This is a genomic window from Streptomyces fulvoviolaceus (assembly GCF_000718165.1).
GTDB lineage: Bacteria > Actinomycetota > Actinomycetes > Streptomycetales > Streptomycetaceae > Streptomyces > Streptomyces fulvoviolaceus.
In genome coordinates this window covers 63,524-85,889 of sequence record NZ_JOEY01000023.1, presented here as the reverse complement: position 1 = coordinate 85,889, position 22,366 = coordinate 63,524, and the positions used below count along the sequence as shown (strand labels likewise).

General features: G+C 71.5%; 23 protein-coding genes. 10 read left to right on the top strand and 13 right to left on the bottom strand.

Annotated elements, in window-relative coordinates; translation table 11 throughout:
* Positions 1-86 precede the first annotated feature (86 nt).
* Positions 87-1,124 carry a LacI family DNA-binding transcriptional regulator gene (locus tag IG08_RS0124610; protein ID WP_030606199.1) on the top strand — a complete coding sequence of 346 codons (1,038 nt, stop codon included), beginning with the start codon at positions 87-89 and terminating at the stop codon, positions 1,122-1,124.
* A gap of 165 nt (positions 1,125-1,289) precedes the next feature.
* Here the strand turns inward: IG08_RS0124610 and IG08_RS0124605 are convergent, their stop codons facing one another.
* On the bottom strand, positions 1,290-2,033 hold the full coding sequence (locus IG08_RS0124605) for a sortase domain-containing protein (RefSeq protein WP_030606197.1): 744 nt from the start codon (positions 2,031-2,033) through the stop codon (positions 1,290-1,292).
* Positions 2,034-2,128: 95 nt separating this feature from the next.
* Here IG08_RS0124605 and IG08_RS57370 point away from each other — a divergent pair, with 95 nt between their 5' ends.
* On the top strand, positions 2,129-2,440 hold the full coding sequence (locus tag IG08_RS57370; RefSeq protein WP_078655724.1) for an acyl-CoA dehydrogenase family protein: 312 nt from the start codon (positions 2,129-2,131) through the stop codon (positions 2,438-2,440).
* 30 nt (positions 2,441-2,470) lie between these two features.
* On the opposite strand, the gene IG08_RS0124595 is transcribed toward IG08_RS57370, so the two are convergent.
* Positions 2,471-3,058, bottom strand: a complete 588-nt coding sequence (locus IG08_RS0124595; RefSeq protein ID WP_043455043.1) for a histidine phosphatase family protein — start codon at positions 3,056-3,058, stop codon at positions 2,471-2,473.
* Positions 3,059-3,302: 244 nt separating this feature from the next.
* Here IG08_RS0124595 and IG08_RS0124590 point away from each other — a divergent pair, with 244 nt between their 5' ends.
* Both IG08_RS0124590 and IG08_RS0124585 read left to right on the top strand, forming a co-directional pair.
* Positions 3,303-3,521: a CbtB domain-containing protein gene (locus IG08_RS0124590; RefSeq protein WP_030606194.1), complete on the top strand. Its 219-nt coding sequence runs from the start codon at positions 3,303-3,305 to the stop codon at positions 3,519-3,521.
* A gap of 14 nt (positions 3,522-3,535) precedes the next feature.
* Positions 3,536-4,282: a CbtA family protein gene (locus tag IG08_RS0124585; RefSeq protein ID WP_030606192.1), complete on the top strand. Its 747-nt coding sequence runs from the start codon at positions 3,536-3,538 to the stop codon at positions 4,280-4,282.
* Positions 4,283-4,349: 67 nt separating this feature from the next.
* On the opposite strand, the gene IG08_RS0124580 is transcribed toward IG08_RS0124585, so the two are convergent.
* The 4 genes from IG08_RS0124580 to IG08_RS0124565 all read right to left on the bottom strand — a co-directional run bounded on the left by IG08_RS0124580 (position 4,350) and on the right by IG08_RS0124565 (position 8,645).
* Positions 4,350-6,002 (bottom strand): SpoIIE family protein phosphatase, encoded by a 1,653-nt coding sequence (locus IG08_RS0124580; RefSeq protein ID WP_078655737.1) that lies wholly within the window; start codon positions 6,000-6,002, stop codon positions 4,350-4,352.
* Between the two features lie 205 nt (positions 6,003-6,207).
* The gene (locus tag IG08_RS0124575) at positions 6,208-6,888 is read right to left on the bottom strand and encodes a class I SAM-dependent DNA methyltransferase (RefSeq protein ID WP_030606188.1); all 681 of its coding nucleotides are present in this window, start codon (positions 6,886-6,888) and stop codon (positions 6,208-6,210) included.
* Between the two features lie 110 nt (positions 6,889-6,998).
* Complete coding sequence (locus tag IG08_RS55945) at positions 6,999-8,177, bottom strand: FG-GAP repeat domain-containing protein (RefSeq protein WP_030606185.1); 1,179 nt, start codon at positions 8,175-8,177, stop codon at positions 6,999-7,001.
* Between the two features lie 168 nt (positions 8,178-8,345).
* Positions 8,346-8,645: a hypothetical protein gene (locus IG08_RS0124565; RefSeq protein ID WP_158812273.1), complete on the bottom strand. Its 300-nt coding sequence runs from the start codon at positions 8,643-8,645 to the stop codon at positions 8,346-8,348.
* A 209-nt stretch (positions 8,646-8,854) separates the two neighbouring features.
* Here IG08_RS0124565 and IG08_RS0124560 point away from each other — a divergent pair, with 209 nt between their 5' ends.
* On the top strand, positions 8,855-9,808 hold the full coding sequence (locus IG08_RS0124560) for an expansin EXLX1 family cellulose-binding protein (protein WP_030606181.1): 954 nt from the start codon (positions 8,855-8,857) through the stop codon (positions 9,806-9,808).
* 40 nt (positions 9,809-9,848) lie between these two features.
* On the opposite strand, the gene IG08_RS0124555 is transcribed toward IG08_RS0124560, so the two are convergent.
* Positions 9,849-12,242: a M4 family metallopeptidase gene (locus tag IG08_RS0124555; RefSeq protein ID WP_030606180.1), complete on the bottom strand. Its 2,394-nt coding sequence runs from the start codon at positions 12,240-12,242 to the stop codon at positions 9,849-9,851.
* A gap of 240 nt (positions 12,243-12,482) precedes the next feature.
* Entirely contained in the window at positions 12,483-13,355 is an 873-nt protein-coding gene (locus IG08_RS0124550; protein ID WP_030606177.1) for an LLM class flavin-dependent oxidoreductase, read from the bottom strand.
* Positions 13,356-13,547: 192 nt separating this feature from the next.
* Here IG08_RS0124550 and IG08_RS0124545 point away from each other — a divergent pair, with 192 nt between their 5' ends.
* The gene (locus IG08_RS0124545) at positions 13,548-14,180 is read left to right on the top strand and encodes a TetR/AcrR family transcriptional regulator (protein WP_030606175.1); all 633 of its coding nucleotides are present in this window, start codon (positions 13,548-13,550) and stop codon (positions 14,178-14,180) included.
* A 154-nt stretch (positions 14,181-14,334) separates the two neighbouring features.
* Here IG08_RS0124545 and IG08_RS0124540 read toward each other — a convergent pair whose 3' ends face one another.
* Both IG08_RS0124540 and IG08_RS0124535 read right to left on the bottom strand, forming a co-directional pair.
* Positions 14,335-15,108, bottom strand: coding sequence for an LmeA family phospholipid-binding protein (locus IG08_RS0124540; RefSeq protein WP_030606173.1), 774 nt, complete (start codon positions 15,106-15,108; stop codon positions 14,335-14,337).
* A 25-nt stretch (positions 15,109-15,133) separates the two neighbouring features.
* Positions 15,134-15,778: a TetR/AcrR family transcriptional regulator gene (locus IG08_RS0124535; RefSeq protein ID WP_043455039.1), complete on the bottom strand. Its 645-nt coding sequence runs from the start codon at positions 15,776-15,778 to the stop codon at positions 15,134-15,136.
* Between the two features lie 267 nt (positions 15,779-16,045).
* Between IG08_RS0124535 and IG08_RS0124530 the strand changes: the two genes are divergently transcribed.
* Positions 16,046-16,612 (top strand): hypothetical protein, encoded by a 567-nt coding sequence (locus IG08_RS0124530; protein WP_052424864.1) that lies wholly within the window; start codon positions 16,046-16,048, stop codon positions 16,610-16,612.
* Positions 16,613-16,825: 213 nt separating this feature from the next.
* Here the strand turns inward: IG08_RS0124530 and IG08_RS0124525 are convergent, their stop codons facing one another.
* Positions 16,826-17,521 (bottom strand): ANTAR domain-containing response regulator, encoded by a 696-nt coding sequence (locus tag IG08_RS0124525; protein ID WP_030606166.1) that lies wholly within the window; start codon positions 17,519-17,521, stop codon positions 16,826-16,828.
* Between the two features lie 162 nt (positions 17,522-17,683).
* Here IG08_RS0124525 and IG08_RS0124520 point away from each other — a divergent pair, with 162 nt between their 5' ends.
* The 3 genes from IG08_RS0124520 to IG08_RS0124510 all read left to right on the top strand — a co-directional run bounded on the left by IG08_RS0124520 (position 17,684) and on the right by IG08_RS0124510 (position 20,212).
* Complete coding sequence (locus tag IG08_RS0124520; RefSeq protein WP_030606164.1) at positions 17,684-18,037, top strand: STAS domain-containing protein; 354 nt, start codon at positions 17,684-17,686, stop codon at positions 18,035-18,037.
* Positions 18,034-18,993: a sensor histidine kinase gene (locus IG08_RS0124515; RefSeq protein ID WP_030606162.1), complete on the top strand. Its 960-nt coding sequence runs from the start codon at positions 18,034-18,036 to the stop codon at positions 18,991-18,993. Before IG08_RS0124520 ends, IG08_RS0124515 begins: the two co-directional genes overlap by 4 nt.
* Before the next feature lie 301 nt (positions 18,994-19,294).
* On the top strand, positions 19,295-20,212 hold the full coding sequence (locus IG08_RS0124510; protein ID WP_030606161.1) for a DUF4231 domain-containing protein: 918 nt from the start codon (positions 19,295-19,297) through the stop codon (positions 20,210-20,212).
* Between the two features lie 51 nt (positions 20,213-20,263).
* On the opposite strand, the gene IG08_RS0124505 is transcribed toward IG08_RS0124510, so the two are convergent.
* Together IG08_RS0124505 and IG08_RS0124500 are read right to left on the bottom strand one after the other, a co-directional pair.
* Entirely contained in the window at positions 20,264-20,728 is a 465-nt protein-coding gene (locus IG08_RS0124505; protein ID WP_030606159.1) for a hypothetical protein, read from the bottom strand.
* 189 nt (positions 20,729-20,917) lie between these two features.
* Positions 20,918-22,366, bottom strand: a complete 1,449-nt coding sequence (locus IG08_RS0124500) for a GAF domain-containing protein (RefSeq protein ID WP_030606157.1) — start codon at positions 22,364-22,366, stop codon at positions 20,918-20,920.

Here is a 22,366-nt window from a genome sequence, read left to right as displayed (position 1 = left end):
CTTCACGGGATCTGCCATGATGGCGATCACGGCTCGGCGTGCACGAAGGGCTGTGTGGGATCGATTTCATGATCGGGGGTGGGCCGGTGGCCGTCACCTTGGACCAGGTGGCCGAGGCGGCAGGGGTCTCCAAGAGCACGGCCTCGAGGGTGCTGAGCGGGTCGAGTCGGGTCAGTGACCGGACGAAGCGCGCGGTGCAGTCCGCGGCGGAACGCCTCGGCTACCGCCCGAACCGGATCGCCAGCGGACTGCGTACGCGGCGCAGCAACCTCATAGGGCTGGTGATCACCAACCTGGTGAACGCCTCCTTCCACACCATCACCGGGGTGCTCCAGCAGCGGTTGGACGAGTGCGGCTACCAGGTGCTGCTGTGCGTCACCGACTCCGATCCGGTGCGCGAACGCCGTTACCTGGACATGCTGTTGGACCACCGCGTCGACGGCCTGATCATCGTGGGCACCGGTGAGAACACCGCGACGGTCCAGCAGGTGAGCGCGGCCGGCATCCCCGTGGTCAACCTGATGCGCACACCCGACGGCACCCCTGGGGACTCCGTGATGGCCGGCGACCGGGACGGCGCCGAACTGGCCGTCCAGCATCTGCTCGGCCTCGGACACCGGCGCATCGCCTTCATCGGCGGCCCGCCGGGCGTCGACTCCGGACGCGACCGTTACGCGGGATTCGCCGCCGCCCTGACCGCCGCCGGACTCGAACCCGAACCCGACCTCTGCGCGCGTGGCCCGTACACCGTGCCGTTCGGCGCGGAGGCGGTCATGCGGGTGATGGCCGCGGACGACCGGCCCACCGCGTTGTACAGCGCCAACCACGAAGCGACGTTCGGGGCGCTCGGAGCCCTGGTGCAGCTCGGCGTCCGGGTGCCGGAGCAGCTCTCTCTCGTGTGCCACGAGGAGGCGCCCTGGTTTCCGTACTGGCACCCGCCGATCACCGTCGTCGACAACGGCGCCCGTGACCTCGGCGAGCTCGCCGCGGAGCAGATCCTGCGCCGCATCGACAGCCGCCCCGACCACGGCGAGCCCGGCCCGGAGGGTGTCGGCCGGCTCATCCGCGTCGGCTCCCGGCTGGTGGTACGCAGTTCGACCATGCCTCCGGGGCGGCCGGGGTGATGGCCGGCCGGGGAAGCGTCCAGCCCGGGTCGTGCGCCACCGGGTCGGGGGACGAGCGGCGGCGATCCGGCTCCTGGTGGCCGCGGTACGCACCCACAGGACACGCCTCGCTCGGCTGAGGTGATGCGGCGTCGGCGGTCTGGCCGGTGGGGTCGGCCGGTCTCTTCAGGGCGTGCTCGGCAGCCTCTGTGACGAAGCCTGTGGTGTCGTCAGTACGCCGATCTTGTCGATGCGGTGTTCGGGGTTTCCCCTGTCGTCGCGCCAGCGATTGCCGGCCGCGTTGTCCTCGGGTGTCGCGCACGTGGAGATGGTGATCATGGCTTGGGTGGGGTGCCTGCCCGGGAAGCCCGGAACCGCCGCCCGCTGCTCGGCGAGTGAGCGTGCGGAGCGGAAAGAGGTCTCCCTGGTCTCGGTGATCTCGTACGTGTGGACCGTGTCGCCGGACGTGACGAACACGAGGTCGCCCTCGTCGAGGGACGGGAGCTCGCGCAGTGGGCCGCCGGCGGAGAGGCGGTGGGCTGTGACGAGGTAGTTGCCGACCTCGCCGGGGCCGACACCGCCATGGTTGCCGTACGGGCTGGCGCCGTCGCCGTGGTTCTGGATCCGGGTGCCTGCCCTGTCGTCGGTCGTTCCCCTGTAGGGGATGACGCGCAGGTTCCTGAGGCCGATTGCGGGGATGGTGATCCGGGCGGTCCGGGGTGCGGTGGTGCTGGTCCTGCGGGGAGTGGGCTTGGCCGAGGGGGTGTCCGGTCCGGGCCCGGCGGGGGTGGCCGCCTGCGTGGACGCGGTGGGTGCCGGACGCGGGGCAGCCGCGGATTCTTCGGCTGCGCCGTCGCTCGTCGAGCAGCCCAGGAGTACGGCGATGACCGTGCCGGTGAGAGCGGTGGGAAGAGCTCGGGATCGGGGCATGGCACTCGGGTTCGGTAGCCGGGGGCGCGTCGCGTCAGTGTGCGGGGGAGTGGCCGTCCTACGGGTGGTAAACGGCATGCGCGGCCGAGGAGTTCCTGTGCGAAGGTCTCTGGAGGCCGGTCCGTGGCTCCCTCCGGGCGGCCATCCAATACGCCGACGCGCGCGTCCCGTTCGACAAGCCGCTCAGTGCCTTCCAGCTCACCCGGAAGAAGCTCGCCGACACGAGCCTCTCCCTGGGCGGCGCCGCGCTGCTCGCCCTCCACCTCGGCCGTCTGAAGGACCAGGGCCGGATCCGCCCCGAGCAGCTCAGCGTCGGCCTGGAGTCCGTGCCCACCCACGAAGGCACCGGCGAGATCCACACGCTGGTCATCGGGCAGACCCTCAGCGGCCGGTCCGCCTACCGCTGAGCGGGTTCGCGGCCCTGTCGACATCGCCGGTCAGGTGCCCTCCCCGGCCGGCGTGGCGAAGACGGCCCCCATCCGCAGGTTCCAGCGGCCGTCCCGGCCGGTGAGGTGGACGGCCGACAGCGGCGGGACGTCGATGCGCCAGAACGACTGGTGCGGTGCTCCCAGCGCATGGACCAGCGCGGCGCGGGCCGTGGACTGTTCGACCACGGCCAGGACCCGGCCGGCGTCGGCGGGCAGGGAATCCAGCCAGGTGGCGATTCGGTGGCAGGCGGCCGTCACGGATTCGCCGCCGTGTGGGGTCGCGGTCGGATCCGACATCCATACGGCGAGTCCGATGCCGTCGACGGTCGCGATCTCGTCGGGGGTTCGGCCCTGCCAGCTGCCCAAGTCCAGGTCCCGCAGCGCCGGTTCCACGGTGACGGCGTCCCAACCCAGGGCCTGTGCTGTTTGCTTGCACCGCTGTGAAGGTCCGGTGCACCGGGCGTCGGCCGCGGGCAGTGAGCCGACGGCCGTCCGGACCCCGCGCAGTGCCCGCTCGTCCAGGGGCGCGTCCGCGCCGAAGCGCACGTCGCGCTCGGTGGACGCGGCGGTGCACAACAGCGTGAGCCGGACGGTCATGAGAGGCCCTTTCCGCGAGGTCGGTACAGCGTAGGTGGCCTACGCCATGTTGGCCGACGTCTCCGTTGCCCCTACCATCTGGGGCGACAAGGACGACAGCGCCACGGAAGCCGGTGCAAGCCCGGCACGGTCGCGCCACTGTGTGCCACCCCTCCCAGCGGGAGAGGGCGGTGAGTCAGACCCAACGCTGTCGTCGAGTGCTCCACCACGATGCGGGACGCGATGTTCCCGAGGAGGTCTCGCCATGGCGCAGTCCACTGCCGCCCCCACCCCCACCACCCAGACCCTCACGCCGCTGCCGCTGCGGGAGATCGCCCCCTGGGCCGTCTTCGTCGGCGTTCTGATGCTGGTCCTGCTGTACTTCGTCGGCGCCGAACAGGGCGCCACCGCGCTGGTCTCCGGTGAGGGTGTGCACGAGTGGGTGCACGACGCCCGCCACCTCCTCGGCTTCCCCTGCCACTGACGGAGTCTCCCCAAATGAACTCCGTTTCCGTACGCATCCTGTTGGTGCGCGGCATGCTCGCCGGTCTTGCCGCCGGCGTGCTCGCGTTCCTCTTCGGCTACTTCGTCGGAGAGGGCTCGGTGGACGCGGCCATCGCGTTCGAAGAGGCCAACTCCCATGAACACGGTGGCGAGGAACTCGTCAGCCGCTCCGTCCAGTCGACGGCCGGGCTCGCCACGGGCGTGCTCGTCTTCGGCGTCGCGATCGGCGGCATCGCGGCGCTCGCGTTCTGCTTCGCGCTGGGCCGGATCGGCCGGTTCGGTGCCCGGGCGACGGCGGCGCTGACCGCCCTCGCCGGGTTCCTTCTGGTCTACCTGGTACCGATCCTGAAGTACCCGGCGAACCCGCCCGCCGTCGGCAACCCGGACACGATCGGCAAGCGCACCATGCTGTTCGTCCTGATGATCGTGTTGAGCGTGCTCCTGGGCATCGGGGCCGTCCTGCTGGGGCGCAGGCTGGCCCCGGCGTGGGGCAACTGGAACGCCTCCATCGCCGCCGGTGCCGCCTTCGTCGCGGCGGTGGCGATCGCGATGGTCGTCCTGCCGCACGGGGACAACACCCCCAAGGGCTTCCCGGCGACCGACCTGTGGGAGTTCCGGCTCGCCTCGATCGGCATCCAGGCCGTGCTGTGGGCGGCGTTCGGGCTGCTCTTCGGCTACCTGGCCGAACGTGTCCTCGAACCCCGGTCCGCACGGGGCCGGGTCTCCACACTGGCCGCCTGAACAGTGTGTACGGCGGGGTCTACCGGGGGCGCGCCCGGCAGACCCCGCCGTTCTCCACGAGTGATCGTCAGCCGGAGTCCTGATCGCCCGGCAGCGACTGCTCGAACCAGACCACCTTGCCCGTGCTCACCCTCGTCGCCCCCCAGCGCTGTGACAACTGGTCGACCAGGAACAGGCCCCGGCCGCCCTCGTCGCTCAGCTGGGCGTGCCGCATCCTCGGCACCAGCGACGAGTCGTCACCCACCTCGCAGCGCAGTACGTCGGTGAGGAGCAGCCGTAGGGTGATCGGCCGGGAGGCGAAGCGCACGGCGTTCGCCACCACCTCGCTGACCATGAGCTCGGTGGACTCCAGCATGGAGTCGAGACCCCACTCGTGCAGTGTCCTGCGGGTCAGCCGACGGGCCTGTCCCGCGGTCTGCGGACGAGGGGCCATGTACCAGTGCGCGACGGTCTCCGGCAGGATGCCCTCGAAGCGGGCGGCGAGCAGCGCGATGTCGTCGTCCCGGTCCCCCTCGCCCAGCTTGCCGAGCGCCTGGTCGCACAGGTCTTCCAAGGGCGGGGGCGCGGACCCCGAGGCGGCTGTCCGCAACCGTTCCCGCAGCCGCTCCACCCCGGTCCCCACGTCCGAGTCACGGGACTCGACCAGGCCGTCGGTGTACAGCACCAGGGTCGCCCCGGCCGGCGCGTGCAGCTCGGTGGACTCGAATCCACCGCCACCGCCGACGCCGATCGGCGCCCCGGGCGGGACCTGGAGAACCTCCGTACTGCCGTCGGGGTGCAGGAGCACCGGCGGCAGATGGCCGGCGTTGGAGATCAGCAGCCGGCGCAGTACGGGGTCGTACATGGCGTACAGGCAGGTCGCCGTGTGCTCGCTGCCCAGCCGCTCCGCCTGCTCGTCGAGGTGGTGCAGGATCTCGTCCGGGGGCAGGTCGAGCCCGGCCAGGGTCTGCACGATGGTGCGCAGCTGGCCCATGATCGCGGCCGAGGTCATGGAGTGGCCCATCACGTCGCCGATGACCAGGGCGACGCGGTTGCCGGGCAGCGGGATCGCGTCGTACCAGTCGCCGCCGACCTGCGCGGTGCGCGAGGCCGGCAGATAGCGGCTGGCCAGCAGGATTCCGGCCGGCTCGGGCAGCGACTGAGGGAGCATCGTGCGCTGCAGGGCGTCCGCGACGGAGGCCTCGCGGGCGTACAGCACCGCCTTCTGGATCCCGAGAGCGGTGTGGGTCGCGAGCTGGGAGGCGACGAGCAGGTCGTCGTAGGTGAAGTCCGGTCGGCCGGGTCCGCGGACGAGGACGATGCTGCCCATGACATGGCTGCGGCCGTGCAGCGGGGCGATGATCAGCCGTCGTCCGGGCGGCGCCGCCCGGGGGGCGTTCGCCGCCCCCAGCAGCTCGGCCACCGCGGGGGCTATGCCCGGGGAGTTCCCGAACACCGGCCGTCCGGCCCGCAGCAGCCCTGCGAGCGGGCCGGTGGCGGCCGGGTGCACGACCTCCGCCGCCCGGACGATGTCGGCGCCCGGCGGGGGCGGCCCGGACCCCTGGGTGGCGGCCGGGTCCCGCGGGGGTGTGTGGTCCGTGGTGTGCAGTCGCAGGACGGCGGGGGCGGTGGCCGTCTCGTCGCCGACCGGCAGCGGAGCGTACAGATGGATGAACGCCGTGTCAGCGAATGCCGGGACGGCCGCCCGGCACAGTTCGTACAGGGTCTCGTCGAGGTTCATGCCGCGGGCGATCTGCCGGGTCGCCGCGTCGAGGTAGCGGAGCCTGTCGGTCTGCGGCTCGCCGGCATCCCGGCGTGACGGGGTGTGCGCCGCCTCGGCGAGGTCGCCGGACAGCGGTGACGTGCCTCCGTCCGCTCCGAGATGCTGCGTCACGCGTGTCCTTCCGGCCGTGCGGGCCCGCGCCGGGCGGGCGGATCAGGGATCGTCAGGCGCGCCGTCTGCAGCGCAGGAAGATCTGCACCTCGGGCGGGACGTCCGCGGTCGCCGGAGCGTACGTGTACGAGGACTCCTCGACGATCTCGAAACCCGTCGCCTCGACGACCTCGCGCAGTTCCTCCCGCAGATAGCCGGAGACCCGGATGGTGCTTCCGATGAACGGGATCGAGAAGTCGTCCACGTCGGCCTCGACCATCGACAGCGTGAACAGGCCGCCCGGAACCAGCAGATGGTGGACGGTCTCGAGGGCGAGGGGGATCTCGGCGCGCGGCAGCATGAGCAGCGCGAAGAAGGCCGTCACCGCGTCGAAGCCGCCGAGGTCCAGAGGGCCGCCGGGCCGCAGGTCGGCGATGTCCGCCTGGTGGAACCCCCCGGTCGGCACGTTTTCGTGGGCGAGCGCGACCATCCGGTCCGAAAGGTCGACACCGACGACCTCGAAGCCCGCCTCCGCCAACTGCTGGGCGGTCGGGACCCCGGTGCCGCACCCCAGGTCCAGCACCCGGGACCCGGCCGACAGGGATCTGATGAGCCACTCGGCGGACGCGACCTGGCCCTCCTTGTGCGGGAAGGCCTCGTCATAGCGGTCTCCGATGGCGTCGAAGGCCTCGGCCTGGCCGGTGCGGTCGAGCTGCAGGCTCCCGTAGCCGAGCTTGTCGGCGGAGTTGCTCACGACGAATCTCCTTTGGCACCCAGTCTCTAATTTTTTCACAGTTATACAGACTTAGGGGTCTTACACCCCCACCGGCGGGGCCGACGCCCGGTGGAGGTGCGGGGGATTTCTCAGCCGCAGGAGCCGGTGAAGACGTCCACCTGGTCGCTGCCGCTGCTCGCCACCACGAGGTCCTGGGTGCCGTCGGACGTCAGATCGGCGGCCGCCGCCTCGTAGGCGCCGTCGGCCGCCAGTTCTACCAGCTCAGTCAGCCCACCGCCCGACGTTCCCTGGAAGACGGAGACGGAGTCCCCGTTGAGGGAGGAGACGAGTACGTCCGTGACGTCGTCGCCGTCCACGTCGGCGGCGTTGACCGAGACCGGCAGGGCGGACGTGGTGTGGTCGACGGCGTCGTCGAAGGTGCCGTCGCCGTTTCCGCCGTAGATCTCCAGGGTGTTGGAGCCGTTGCTGATGGTGGCCAGGTCGGTCCGGCCGTCGCCGTCGAAGTCACCGGAGGTGATGGAGTACAGGCGGGCGACGCCGGCGTACTGCGTGACGTCGCCGAAGGTTCCGTCGCCGTTGCCGAGCGCCACGCTGACGCCTCCGGCGGTGGCGACGCTCGCGGTGGCGATGTCCAGGTCGGCGTCGTCGTCGAAGTCGGTGAGGACCAGGCCGTGCGGCCTCGTCACGGTCACCGCCTCGATCTCGACGGTGAACGATCCGGAACCGTCGCCCGTGAGCAGGCTGACGCCGCCGCCTGCCTCCTCGGCCACCGCCAGATCCAGGTCCCCGTCACCGTCGAGGTCGCCGGGAACGAGGGAGCGGGCGCCCGAGCCGACGGTGTACTGGGTGGCGGTCCCGAAGGCGCCGCCGCCGGTTCCGAGCAGGACGCTGACGGTGCCGCCGTCGAAGTCGGCGGTCGCGGTGTCCGGGTTGCCGTCGGCGTCGAAGTCGGCGATGACGGACTGGTACGGCTTGTCGCCCACCGCGTACGTGGTGGCGGTGCCGAAGGTGCCGTCGCCGTTGCCGAGCAGCACGGACAGCGAGTCGGCGTCGTTGTTGGCCGCGACGACGTCCGTGTTCCCGTCGCCGTCGAGGTCGCCGGTCACCACGTGCCGGGGGTTGTCGCCGACCTCGGCAGGGGTGTCCGACGGGGTGAAGACGATGCCGGACGAGCAGTCGGTGGCCTGGGTCGCGACGGTGCCCGTCGCCGACGACGCCATGGCCGCGACGCTCGCGCCGAAGGCTAAGGCGCCCGCCGTGCCGAGGACCAGGACGCGGCGGGACCTGCGCTTCTTGTGGTTGCTCATGAGGGGAGGGGTGTCCTTTGCGTGGATGACGATCGGGGTTCTGTCAATCGGGGCTCTGTCATGGGCACGGAAATCTAGGGCGCGGGGCTGTGACGCACGTGTCACGGGACCGTGGTTTCGTACAGCGCCGGTTTCTTACAGCGCCGGTTTCGTGCAGCGCCCGCACCGTCACTGCACGGTCAGCGTGATCGCCCCGGTGTACGTCTGCCCCGGGGCGAGTGCGGTCGGCACGTCGTCCACCGTCATCGTCACCGTGCTCCCGGCACGGGCCGTCACCGCGGAGTCCGCGTCGAGTGTCAGGACGCTGAGATACGACGTGCCGGTCACCGTCCACGTGGAACCGCCGGTCAGCGTGACGAGGACGCCGTTCGAGATGGTGCCGGGGCTCGACGCGGCCCGGGCGGGGGTGGCGGGCAGTGCGAGGGCCGCGGCTCCGAGGGCGCCGAGGGTTCTGACACGGGCTCTCATGGTCACACCGTTGACGCCGTTTCCTTCGGCGGGCTTCATGGACGGCTCCCTCTGTCGTGGCTGTTGGACGACGGGTGTGCCGCACCTTCATAGTGTCGACACTGTGGCGGTAGCAAGGCTCTGTTCTGTACTCGCAGCCTCAACTGTCGACAGTGCGGGGATTTTTGGATTCCCGGCAACCTTTTCGGACCCGGCGACCACTGACCGGTGTGGAGTCCTCTTCTCAGCACCGCCAACCGCGCAAGCGGCACTCTGTTCTCGTCTTCGCCGCCGTCATGGTGGTCGTCGCGTTCGTCGGGTTCCTGGTCATGGTGTTCCGCACCGACTTCCGCCCCGACCGCGAGACCGACGACGGGCGTGGCCGCGTGACGTCCGTCGCCGGCAGCGAGGTGACCGAGTCGCCGTCCGCGACGCCGACGCGGAAGCCGTCCTCGGCCTCCCCGACCGCGACGGCCCGTGCCACCACATCGACGGCCACCGCGAGCAGCGCCTCACCGCGGCCCTCGGCCACGAGCGCCCCGCGGGCGGTCTCCGGCGCGGCGCCGCTCGCGGGACGGATCAAGCCCGACGTCACCTACGACGGAGTCGCCACCTTCTACGACGCCGCGGACGGCAACGGCGCCTGTCTGTTCGGCCCGACCGACAACGTCATGACCGCGGCGATGAACACCACCGACTACGAGACGTCCAAGGCGTGCGGGGCGTACGTCCGCGTCCGGGCGGCGAGCGGCGCCACCATCACGGTCCGGATCACCAACTTGTGCCCCGGGGAGTGCGCACCCGGTCAACTCGACCTCAGCGCCCAGGCGTTCGCCAAACTCGCCGACCCCGTGGCCGGCCGGATCCCGATCACCTGGACCCTGCTGAGCCCCGACACGTCCGACACGCTCTCGATCCGGTACAAGACAGGGTCCAGCGCCTACTGGTGCGGAATCCAGGTGATCGGTCACCGCAACCCGGTGGCGCGACTGGAGGTGCGCACCGGCAGCGGCTGGAGCCAACTGCCCCGTACCGAGTACAACTACTTCCTCTCCGAGCAGGGCAGCGGGTGCGGTGGCGCGATCCGGATCACCGACATCTACGGCGAACAGCTGACCGTCGACGGGATCGCGGTGCGGCCGGACGTCGTGCAGTCGACCCGCGTCCAGTTCGCACAGCACTGACCCCGCCGCAGGGTGCGGCGGGGTCGGAGAGCGGTGCCGGTCAGCTGGTCGTGACGGCCGTGTCGTCGATGACGAAGCTGGTCTGGAGCGAGGAGTCCTCGACGCCGCTGAACTTCAGGGCGACGGTGGTGCCGGCGAAGGCCGACAGACTGAAGGACTTCGCGACGTAGCCGCTGGCCGCGTTGAGGTTGGAGTAGGTGGCCAGGGTGGTCGATCCGGCGGTGACCGTCAGCTTGTCGTACTGGGTGCTGGTGGTGGTCTCGGCCGTGTCGATGTGCAGGTAGAAGGTGAAGGTCGTGCCCGTGCAGCCGCTCGGGATCGTCACCGACTGGGACAGCGTGTCGGTGTGGGTCGAGCCGTAGCCGTCGAGCCAGGCCTTGTACGAACCGGTGCGGGCCGCCTGGCTGCTGGAGTTGGTGATGACGCCGCTGGACGCGGTCCAGGTGGTGCTGCCCGACTCGAAGCCCTGGTTGCCCAGGAGTTGGGTCGAGGTGCAGCTGCCGCCGCCGCTCGCGCTCACCGTCCAGGTGAAGGACGCCGTACCGGTCGCGCCCGTACTGTCGGTCACCGTGACGGTCGAGCTGTAGGTGCCCGCCGTCGTCGGGGTGCCGGAGATCGCGCCGGTCGAGCTGCTGATCGACAGACCGGTGGGCAGGCCGGTCGCGGCGTAGGTGAGTGAGCCGCTGTTGGTGCTGCTGGCCGAGATCTGCAGGCTCACCGCGGTGCCGACGGTCGAGGACTGGCTGCCCGGGTTGGTGACCGTGACGCCGGTCGTCGGCACGGTGATGTGGCTGCCGACGTTGATGCCGGCGAAGGCGTTGCCGACACCGGCGTACTGGGTGGAGCTGCTGCCGTACAGGTCCGTGGCGGCGTTGAGGGCGGCGGTGCGGGCCTGGGCGTACGTGGTGCTGGACGTCATGTACGTCGTCAGCGCCTTGTACCAGATCTGCAGGGCCGCGGCCCGGCCGATGCCGGCCACAGCAACCCCGTCGGAGGTCGGGCTGTTGTAGGTGACGCCGTTGATGGTCTTGGAACCGCTGCCCTCGGAGAGCAGGTAGAACATGTGGTTCGCCGGGCCCGAGGAGTAGTGGACGTCCACATTGCCGATGCCGGAGTACCAACTGTCGTAGGAGGAGCCGTCCTTGTCGGGCTCGTCCATGTAACGCAGCGGCGTACCGTCGCCGTTGATGTCGACTTCCTCGCCGACCAGGTAGTCGCCGACGTCGGACGAGTTGGCCGCGTAGAACTCGACGCCGGTGCCGAAGATGTCGGAGGTCGCCTCGTTCAACCCGCCCGACTCGCCGGAGTAGTTGAGGCCCGCGGTGTTGGAGGTGACGCCGTGGGTCATCTCGTGGCCGGCGATGTCGAGCGAGGTGAGGGCCTTGGTGCCGCCGTCCCCGTCGCCGTACGTCATGCAGAAGCAGTCGTCGTCCCAGAAGGCGTTGACGTACGCCGTGCTGTAGTGGACGCGCGAGTAGGCGGCGACGCCGTCGTTCTTGATGCCGCTGCGGCCGAAGGTGTTCTTGTAGAAGTCCCAGGTGGTCTGGGCGCCGAAGTGGGCGTCGACGCCGGCGGTCTGGGTGTTGGAGCCGGAGCCGGTGCCCCACACGTCGTCGGAGTCGGTCATCAGGGTGCCGGTGCCGGACGTGCCGTTGTTGAGGTTGTACGTCTTGGCGGCGCCGCGCGTGGTGTCGTTCAGCTGGTACGTCGAGCCGGACAGCGTGGTGCCGATGGTGACGGTGCCGCTGTACTGGCTGTTGCCGGTGCCGGTCTTGATGTCCTCGTACTGGAAGAGCTCCTTGCCGGTGGCGGCGTCGGTGATGACGTGCAGCCGGCTCGGGGTGCCGTCGTGCTGGAGGCCGCTGACCACGGTCTCCCAGGCCAGCTTGGGGGTACCGCTGCCGGCCCAGATCACCTTGCGGGCGCTGTCGGTGGCGGGCGACTTGGCGTCGTGGGCCTTGGCGGCCTTGAGGGCCTTGGTCTGGGCGGACGCCTTGGTGAAGGTCGGGGCGGTGGAGGCGACCTTGATGGTCCGCTTGTTGTTGAAGGTGCTGCTCACCGTGCCGGCGGCCACGGAGGCCGGCGGGGTGTGCACGACCAGGTCGCCGCCGAGGACCGGCAGACCGGCGTAGGTGCGCTCGTAACGGGTGTGCAGCGTGCCGTCGTTGTCCTTGGCGACGCCCTTGACGACCAGCTTCTCCTTCGAGCCCAGGCCCAGGGAGTCGGCCGTCGACACGGTCTGCGCAGATGCCTTCTTCAGCAGCGCCGTGTGCTGGGCCGGGGTGAGTTCGGCCTCCAGGCCTCCGGTGCGGAGGGGGCTGGCGTGGGGGGCGGGGGCGGCGACCGCCGGAATCGCCGGTATGCCGAGGGCCAGGAACGCGGCGGTGGCCGCCAGGGCGCCGGCTGCGGCCGCCTGAGGGGGGATACGTCTCACTCTTGCTCCTACTGCGACGGCCGCGTCGACGGCCGGTGACAGACCGGGCAGACGGGGCGTCAGTCCGGGGACGAGCTGAGCAGGGCGGTGCGGGAACGCGCCCCTGCGCAGGCTGTGTAAGGCCTGCGTAAAGGGTGGAGGAAGAGTGACAGAATTGACCGAGTCATGTCATGAGCTTGGGAGTCATTCAAGGGTTATCCCTCTGCGACCCCTCTCATCTGTGGGTTTGCTGTGAGGTGCTCAGTGTTCGGCGGCCCTCAGGACGGCTTCCAGCTGCCGTAGCGGCTCGGGTCCGAAGATGCGGAGTACGACGGTGTCGGCGCCGGACGCCTGCAGGGCGCCGATCTGTTCGGCGGCCCGTGGGGCGCTGCCGGAGACGGTGAACACCTCCTGCTGCGGGCGGCCCAGCCAGGCACCGTGGCCCTCGGTGTGCGGGTGCAGGGTCCGGGCCACCTCGTCGGGGTCGTCGCCCACGCAGCAGAAGGCGAACACGTTCAGCGTGTGATCGGCGCCGGCGCCACCCTTGGCGATCAGCGCCCGGGTGTTCTCCAGGTCCTGCGGTCCGTGGCCCTCGGCGATCAGGGTGCCGTCCGCGACCCGGCCGGACAGTTCGAGGGAGCGGGGGCGTACGACGCCGGCGACCACCGGCGGGGGTTCGGCGGGCGGGTGCACCAACTGGACCCCGTCCAGGCGCACTTCGCGGCCTTCCAGCTCGACCTTCTCCCCCCTCAGCAGCGCGCGCACGGAGGTGATCGTCTCCTCCAGCAGGGCGAGCGGGGAGCGCGGTGCGACGCCGACCTGCACCATCCACTCCCGCACCCCGTGCCCGATCCCGGCCACCAGCCGCCCCGGGAACACCCTTGCCAGCGTGGCCAGTTCCATCGCCAGCAGCGCCGGGCTGCGCAACGGCGCCGGGGCGATCCCGATGCCGACTCGCAGCCGCTCCGTCGCGCCCAGGGCCACGGCCGCCGCCGACACCCCGCCGTTCCAGCCGAGGTCCTCGACGACCCACAGGTCGTCCACCCCGAGCGCCTCGGCCTGCCGTGCGAACCCGGGCAGCCCCGCCGGGTCCCAGTCGCGGGCGTACATGACACCGATCCGGAGATTCGTCATGGGTCGGAACCTATGCTCCGGCCGATGAACCGATCAACGCCGTATATCGGTCAACGCCGTATTCGGAATGCGATGCGATCCACGCCGTATGGGGACGGCCGACCCCCGTCACCGGCCCGGCAGGAGTGACGGACGACCGTGTCAAAATGGACGTGTCCTTTCCGCCCCCCTCCGCCTCCGAGGTCGATCTCCGTGACCAAGTCCGTCGCCCGCGAGCCGCTGCGACGCAACGCGCGCTCCAACCGGGCACGCATCCTGGCCACGGCCCGCCAGGAGCTGGGGCGGAATCCCGACGTCACGCTGGAGGAGCTGGCGCGGGCCGCAGGTGTCGTACGACGGACTCTCTTCGGGCACTTCCCCGGGCGCGCGGCGCTGTTGGAGGCGCTGGCCGAGGAGGCCGCCGAGACCCTGCGGACCACGGTGGCCGCCGGGGTGCGGCCGGACGAGCCGGCCGAGCGGGCGCTCGCGTACTTCGTGCTCGCCATCTGGCCCGTGGGGGACCACTACCGGATGCTCCTCGCGCTGGCCCGGCGGGACCTGGGCGTCGAGCGCGTGGCCGAGGTCCTGGCGCCGGCCCGCGCCGAGGCCACGGCGATCCTGGAACGGGGCCAGCGGGACGGTGTCTTCCACACCCAGCTGCCGTCCGCCGTGCTGAGCGCCGGCCTGGAGGCCATGACGGTCGCCCTCCTGGAGGCGGTCAACGACGGGTCGCTGGAGGACGACGGGACACGGGTCGCCGTCGCCACGCTCGTCGCGGCGGGGGTGCCGGAGAAGCGGGCGAGCGCCGTGGTCGGGGAGGTCGCGGCCGAGGCTGCTGAGGCCTGAGGCCTGAGGCCTGAGGCCTGAGGTCAGGTGGCTGACGCCTCGTCGGGCCGGAAGGTGACGGACTTGCCCGAGAAGCGGGCGGTGAGTCCGTCCGCCGTGGTGGTGACCGGGCGCAGGTGCAGGCCCTCGAGGAGGTCGCGGCCGAGGCCTGAGGTCAGGCGGCTGACGCCCCGTCGGGCCGGAAGGTGACGGACTTGCCCGAGAAGCGGGCGGTGAGTCCGTCCGCGGCGGTGGTGACTGAGCGCAGGTGCAGGCCCTCGGGGATGTTCCGCAGTTGGATCGGCTTGTCGAAGACCTTGCTCAGCACCTCCTCGCCGACGGTGGGCAGCACGCCGCCCGTGATCTCGAAGTCCTTGAAGGCGATGCGGTTGCCGGAGGCCGCCGAGACGGTCGTCGTCACCGTGACCTCGTTGCCGGGCGGCAGCAGGACGCTCGCCCGGATCTGCCCGGGGCGGCTGCCCTGCGAGACCTCCAGGCCGAGGGCGCTCGACACGTCCGTGTAGGACAGCCGGGCGGTGGCCTGTGCGGAGCGTGCGTAGGCCTCGCTGTCGTCGTCGGACTTCGTCAAGTCGTCCAGATTCAGGGAGAGTTCGCTCACCGGGAGAGGGCGGGTGGCGTCGTACGCCGGTATGTCGTGCGCGGTGATGTCCACGTGCCGCAGGGTGTCGGAGGCCAGCTGGGTCAGGACGGGGAAGCCGCGGACGTGGACCTCGGGCGGCAAGGGCGTGTCCATGCCCTGCTGGAAGGCCTCGGCGGTACGCGACTCCACCCGCGCCGCCGCGAGCCGGTCGACCACGACGGGGACGAGGGCCGGCGCGCACAGGGCGGCGGCCGCGATGACCGCCGGCCGCCGGTACCAGCGGGGTCGGTACGGGGCGTACGGCTCGTACGAGGGGTGGGCGTCGCCGATGTACTCGGGCTGCTGCATGAGCTCTCCTTCAGAGGTCAGGGATTCAGAGGGGTGATCGGGTCGGCCCCGTGCCGTGCAGGCGGTGGACCGTGGCGGCCGCGGCGGAGCTGTCGACTCCCGCGGCGATCAGGGCCGCGGTGGCGGCGCTCGTGCCGTCGTCCGCCCAGATCCCGCAGTTGACGCTCTCCAGGAGCGCCAGCAGATGGGCTTCGACGGCTCTGCTGAGCGGGCCGGGCGGGACGCTGGTGTGGAAGACGCCCTGGCGCTGGCCCTCGGCGAGGATCGCGGCGACCGAGTCGCGGGCGGGGGCGAGGAGCCGGCGGATCCGGTCGCGGGCGAGGTCCTGGTGGGCGAGGCCGATCAGCACGCGGTAACGGTCGCCGACCGGCCACATGGTGAGGACGAAGCCGGCCAGGGCGCTCGGGGGATCGGGGTTCCGTCCACGAGTGACGGCGACCGCGAGGCGTATCGCCTCCCCGGCCTCCGCGGCGAGTCCCTCGACGAGTGCGGAGCGGCCGGAGAAGTGGCCGTAGACCGTACGACGGGCCACTCCGGCGGCCTCCGCGATGTCGGCGAGGCTGCTGTCGGGGCTGCGGCCGAGTTCACTTCGGGCCGCTTCCAGGATGCGGGTGCGGGTGGTGCGCGAGGCGCGGCGCCGGGTGCTGTGGGGCGCGGACGGGCTGGTCACATCGGTACCTCGCTGGGGCGGGGGAGGGGGATCGGCATCAGGCGCTGCGATATTTGCACATCAATGAGCAATAAACTAGCCTGCACATCAATGGGCAATTAACTCGTCCCGCTCGTCACTCCGCTCGTCACTCCGCTCGTCACTCCGCTCGTCACTCCGCCGAGATGAGCTGCGTACCGCATCGCGGCGGCACGGTGAACGCCCGTCGGTTCGTGCTGGACCGGGTGCACCGGTGCGCGTCGGAGCGCGGCCGGCCACCTGGAGGCGGTGTCACTCGCCGTCCCCACCGACGCGAGGCAGGCCCCGCCGCCGGCCCGCCTCAGCGCCCTCGACGAGACGGCGCGCGCTGTCCAGGACGGCGAGGTCACCGACGCGGACGTCCGCGTGGTACGCGGCGCGTGGACGGCGTACCGGGACTCCGACGCCGTACCGGAGCTGTCGGCGCGGCAGATGACACGCGACCTCGACGCACTCGGATCCTCCGACCCGAAGGGCGCCGCGCTGCGGGTCATGCAGAACACGACCGCCCTACGGCTGCGCTACGAGCCGGTGCGGACCGTGGACCTGGAGCGGTTCTCCATGTGGGCAAGGCAGTTGGGCATCGACGCCGCCGCCGGTGACGCGGGAGCGGTCGCCGGGGACGTCACGAGCCTCGAACTCGCCTGGGAGCGGCTGCGGGACGACTCCACCGCGTCCGCCGCCGTCACGGCCGATCTGCACGCGGCCCGCGACGCGGCCGACCGTGAGGACACGGCGGCGGCGGGACGGCCGGCGCCGCGGCTCGGCGCGGCCATCGCGAAGGTGCAGGGGCCCGGAATCCTCCCCGGGGAGTAGCCGGACCCGTATCGCTCCTGCTGCGGAGGCATGACAAGTGCCTCCGTGGGCACGATGTGCACAGATGCCGCGAAGACGAGGCTGGTCGCATCGGACACGACACGAGGAGGCTGTCATGAACCGTCAGGTCCGCGTTCGAGTCAACCGCCGGCCCACCCCTCCCCGCGACGACACCATCGACCGAAGGACGCCCTCGGGGCGGCTGTTGCCGTACTAGGGCCTGCCCGGCGGATCATGCCGGCGGCGTGCGATCGCCGTGCGCAGCGCGCCGCGGAGCTCGGCCGGCGGCGGTGAGGGGTCGGTCCCGGTACTCGCGGTGACCGCCGCGGCGACGGTGCGCAGCTTGGTGTTGGACAGCTGGGAGGCCTCCCGCAGGATGGTCCACGCCTCGTCGGACGTACAGGCGTGGGTCGCCATGAGGATGCCGCGTGCCTGGTCGATGACCGGGCGGGAGGCGATCGCGTGCCGGAGCTGCTGGACCTCCTCCTGCAGCAACTGCAGCTGCTGCGCCCGCTCCAGGACCACCACGGAGGAGGCGGCCGGGCGGGGGGCGAGGGCCGCGGAGCTCAGCGGATCGGTGGGGTCCAGGCCGGCCAACTCCAGGATGCGGCGCGGCTGTTCGTTCCAGCGCACGGCCCTGACCGGTGTCCGGTGGTAGCGGCTGTAGTCGTCGAGCAGTTCCAGGAACTGCAGACCGGCCGTGTCCATGAAGGTCACCCCGGTCATGTCCACCTCGACCCGACGGATGTCGGCCGGCAGCTCCGCGAGCGTCCCGGCCAGAGTGCCCGCGCATCCGTGGACGAGCTCGCCGCGTGGAGTGAGCACCGCTCGGCCCGCGTCCACCCGGCCGTCGATCACCAGGGCGTCCAGCCGCCCCGCGAGAGGTGTGCGTGCAGCTGCTGAGGTCATGTCCCCGCCTTGTGGGTTCGGACAGTTTCCATCACGTCTTCATCACATTGCGTGCTGGAACTGCGCCTGCCCGCCGTTCGGCGCAGTACACACCGTGCCGGGGAATGACCGGATCCTTCGCGGGTATGCGCGCTTTCGTCCGGGACGAGGGGGGGAAACGGTGTGAGTGTCCGTGACCAGGCATCTTCCGGGGCCGCCGAGGCGGTTCCGGCGCTGAGAGTGTTCCCGCTGACCGAGCGGAACGGGCTGCGGGTGGCCGGAGAGGTGGTCCTCCCGACGCACCTGATCTGGGAACGCGCGCTGGAGCGGGCCGTGCGCGAGGACGAGGCCGTGTACTTCCTCGAACTGTCGGCCCTGACCTTCGTGGACGTCGTCGGCACCGGCGCGCTCGCGGCCGCCGCCCAACAGCTGGACGACGGCCGGCGGCTCGTGCTGCACCGCCCGCCGCCCGCCCTCAGCAGGGTGCTGGACATGTTCTGGCCCGACCTTTCGGCGATCGAGGTGTCGATGTCATGAGTGCCGTCGCCGAAACCTTCGAGCCCTTCCTCCACCCCGCCCTCTTCTACGCCGGCGAGCAGGAATACCTCGACGGCACCGTCTCCTTCGTCCGCGCGGGCCTCGCGGCCGGCGACCCCGTGGCCGTGGCGGTGCCGGGGGAGAACCTCGACCTGATCCGCACCGGACTCGGGGCCGACGCCGACGCCGTACGGCTCCTGGACATGCGGGAGGCCGGGCGCAACCCCGGCCGGATCATCCCCGGCGTGCTGCGCGCCTTCGCCGACGCCCAGCCGCACGGCCGGCGGGTGCGGATCATCGGCGAGCCGATCTGGGCGGGCCGCACGACGACCGAGTACCCCGCCTGCGTCCAGCACGAGGCGCTGATCAACGCGGCCTTCCGGGGGCGCACGGTGAGCATCCTGTGCCCGTACGACACCCGGCGCCTGGACCCGCACGTCATCGCCGACGCGTACGCCACCCACCCCACCGTCATCCACGCCGGCACCGGCACCGGAGCGGAACGGGACAGCCGGGCCTACGCCCCCGAGGACGTCGTAGCCCGCTACAACGAGCCGCTGCCGCCCCTGCTCGGCATGCCGAGTCTCGCTCTCTCCCTCTCCTTCGCCGCGGACTCGCTCGCGCCGGCCCGTCACCTCGCCACCGACGAGGCCGCCCGTCTCGGCCTGACCGGCACCCGGCTGCAGGACCTGGCCCTCGTCACGGCCGAACTGGCCACCAACAGCGTGGTGCACGGCGGCGGTTCGGGCACCCTGCGGGTGTGGGCCGAGGACGGGTACGTGCTGTGCGAGGTGCACGACAAGGGCCACCTCGCGGACCCCCTGGCCGGCCGCCGCCCGGCCGCCCGCGACCAGCGCGGCGGCCGCGGGCTGCTCATGGTCAACCTCGTGGCCGATCTGGTGCGGGTGCACACCGACGGGGAGGGCACGACGGTGCGGTGCTGGTTCGCCCGCTGACCGGAGGGCGGCGTGCCGGGGCCCGTCGCCCGGTCAGGACCGATCGCGCTCGGGGTCTGCGCGGTTGACGACCCTGCCGATGACCGGGCCGCCGAAGGTTCCGTCGAACTCGGTGCGGCCCCCGCCGTGGACGGTGATGCCGTCTCCGTTCCGACGGGCCTGGGACGGGTGGGTTTGATGCGAACCCTGTACCAGCCAACCCGTGGAGACGTCTCCACGCGAGGCCGACTATCCCCTTTCCCGGCCCTTCCCCGACTTCCTACGCTGGGACACGGGGCGCGCGATGAATTCGGGGGGCGCGATGGGGGCCGCAACGACTCCGGTACCGAGCACGACTTTGGGCGAGGAGGACCTGCCACCGCTGTTCCGGCAGAGCGACGAACGTGCGTTACGCCATCAGCGTGAGTCCTTCCAGTCCGTACGCAAGCACCTGAGCGTGCTTCTGCTGGCCACGGCTGCCGCCGTCATGGCCGAGCAGGTGCCCAGTCACGTCGGAGCGCTGTGCGCCGCCGCCCTGTACGGGCTGACGATCGGCATCGGCCTGCACACCTCGCGCCGCCGGGCCCGCGCCCACTGGCAGGCGCACCGGGCCGTCGCCGAACTGCTGAAGTCGCTGGCGTGGCAGTACATGGTGCACGGGGGGCCGTTCCACTCCCGCGTCGCCGACCCGGACGCGCTGTTCGCCGAACGCGTCGAGGAGCGGCTGCGGGAGTTACGCAAATGTGGCTGGGAGGACACCCGGGACGGGGCCGGAGAACGGGGCGCGGGCCAGATCACGCCTCGGATGCGCGCGGTGCGGGCGAAGCCCTTCGTGACGCGCCGGGACATCTACCTGCGCGACCGCCTCCTGGAGCAGGCGGTGTGGTACCGCAACCGTGCGGCGCGGGCCCATCGCGCCTCGGCACGCTGGTCCACCGTCACCGCGCTGCTGACCCTGCTCGCCCTGACCGCCGCCGTGCTGAGGAGCATCGGGCTCATCGAAGGCTGGGACCTGGCGGGGCTGTTGAGCGCGGGCGCGGCGGCGGGCGTCGCCTGGCAGGAGGTACGCCGGCACCGGCCGCTCACCTACGCGCACTCCCTGATCGAGCAGGACCTGGAGACGGCGCGGATCGCGATGTCCACCACGGTGACGGAGGCGGGGTGGGCCGACGCGGTGGCGGAGACGGAACGGCTGGTGTCCCCGGCGCACACGGAATGGCTGGTCCGGTTCGGGATGTGACGGCAGACCGGCTCGGTCCCGTAACTGATCAACCGTCAGGAGTGTTGCTGTTCAGTCCCGTTGCATCCCACTCGGCCACACGACCGTCACCGGGACACCCCTGCGGCGCGCATAGGCCACCACGTCGCCGGTGCCGCCGAGGCCGCGGGCCGGGCGGCCGTCCCAGACGGCGACCAGACGGTCGCAGTGGTCGACGATCCAGTGGCCCGCCGCCAAGTACGCCTCCTCGTGCGTCGGTTCGGGCGGCAGATCGACACGGTCCGTACAGGAACCGAGGATTCTGCGGTACGCGGCCCGAGCCGCGTCGTCGTCGAGGTGGGCCTCGTGGTCCATGCCCGGGATCACCGCCGTCACCGGGACGCCGCTGTCCAGGGCGATGTCCGCGAACAACTGGTCGGCGCCGGCCGCGAGGCTGCTGACGGCCTCCAGATCGCCGCCACCGAGTTGCCTGCGCATCTCCGAAAGCACCGACGGCAGGGCGGAGACGGGGATCGAACGGTGCCCGGTCACGCCGATCCGGGTGACGGTGGTGCGGGTGACAGTGGTGCGGGTGAAGGTGGTGCGGGCCGGCGGGGTTCCGGCGGAATCGGTTCCGGCCTTTCGGGTCGTCGCGGTTCCGGTCGTCACGAGAACGCCTCCCATAGCCGTCGGGGACTACTGACACCGTAGCGTCGGCCCGCGGGGCGCGCGCAGGGGCGCACGTACTCACATCGGGGCCTGCCACGTCACCGTCGTCCCCGCACCTCCGTCGTCGGTCGCACCGTCGTCGTACACCGTCAGCCGTACCCCGTCCCGGCCGTCCGGGAGGTTCGCCGTCGCGTCGACCGCGACCTCGATACGGGAGACGCGGGGGCGGCGGGAGGCGGTTGCGAGGGCGCGGCGCAGGGCGGTGAGGAGGTGGCCGGCGACCTGGTCGGGGACGCGGTTGTCGACGGCGCCGGTGAAGAGGGCGGACGGTGTGAAGCCGAGGAGGGCGGCCGCGCCCGCCGTCTCCTTGAGGACCCTGCCGCGGAAGGTGGCCGGTGCGTCGGCGGGCGGCTGCTGCAGCGCGAAGATCGTCGTACGGACCTCCTGGATCGTGGACTGCAACTCGTCCACCGCCTGTCCCAGGGTCTCCTGGACGTCGTCGGTCCGGCACCGGCGCTGCGTCGACTCCAGCATCATGCCGGTCGCGAAGAGGCGTTGGACGACCAGGTCGTGCAGGTCGCGGGCGATGCGGTCGCGGTCCTCGAAGACGGCGAGGCGTTCGCGGCGGTGCCGGGTGCCGGCGAGGACCAGGGCGAGTGCGGCCTGGGAGGCGAACTGGGTGGCCAGGAGCCGTTCGGCGGAGGTGTACGGGCGGTCGCCGGGCCGGCGGGGGAGTGCGAGGGTGCCGATCAGCTGCCCGTCGGCCTGCAGCGGGAGCATCATGCTGGGTCCGAACCGGTGCCGTACATGCGTCGTCATGCGCGGGTCGGTCGCCGAGTCGTCGATGAACACCGGCTCTCCGCCCAGGAGTTGTTCGAGTACCGGGCTGCCCGGCTCGATGGTCGTCCCGACGACGTCGCCCGGATCCTCGTACGTCGAGGCGGTCACGATCTCCATGCCGCCCTCGGCGGTGCGCTGCAGGATGACGCCCGCGGCGGCGTCGGCGAGGATGCGGGCCTGTTCGGCGACCGTCATCAGCGCGTCGGCCGCGGTCTCCCCGGTGAGCAGTGCGGTCGTGACGGCCGCCGCGCCCTCGATCCACCGCTCGCGCTGCCGGGCCGCCTCGTAGAGCCGGGCGTTGCCGATCGCGATGCCGGCCTGCGCGGCGAGGACGTGCAGGAGCTGCTCGTCCTCGCCGTCGAAGGGGGCGCCTCTGGGTTTTCCCGAGAGGTGGAGGGTGCCGAACTCCTCGTCGTGCACGCGGATCGGCACGCTGAGGGAGTCGGGTGAGCGGGGCACGGCCCCGGGCGAGCGAAGCGAGAGGGGGGTCCCCCCGGACGACGTCTGAGGGAGGATCTCGCTCAGCCCGTCCTGCCCGGGGTCCTTCGTGTCCAGCGCCGCGTACCGGGCGCCGGTCAGCTCGGCGGCGCTGTCCACGATGTGCTGGAGGGTGGTGCGCAGTTCGAGATCGGTACCGACGCCGAGGACGGCTTCGAGGAGGGGCGGCAGCGGCGCTTCCTCCGGCAT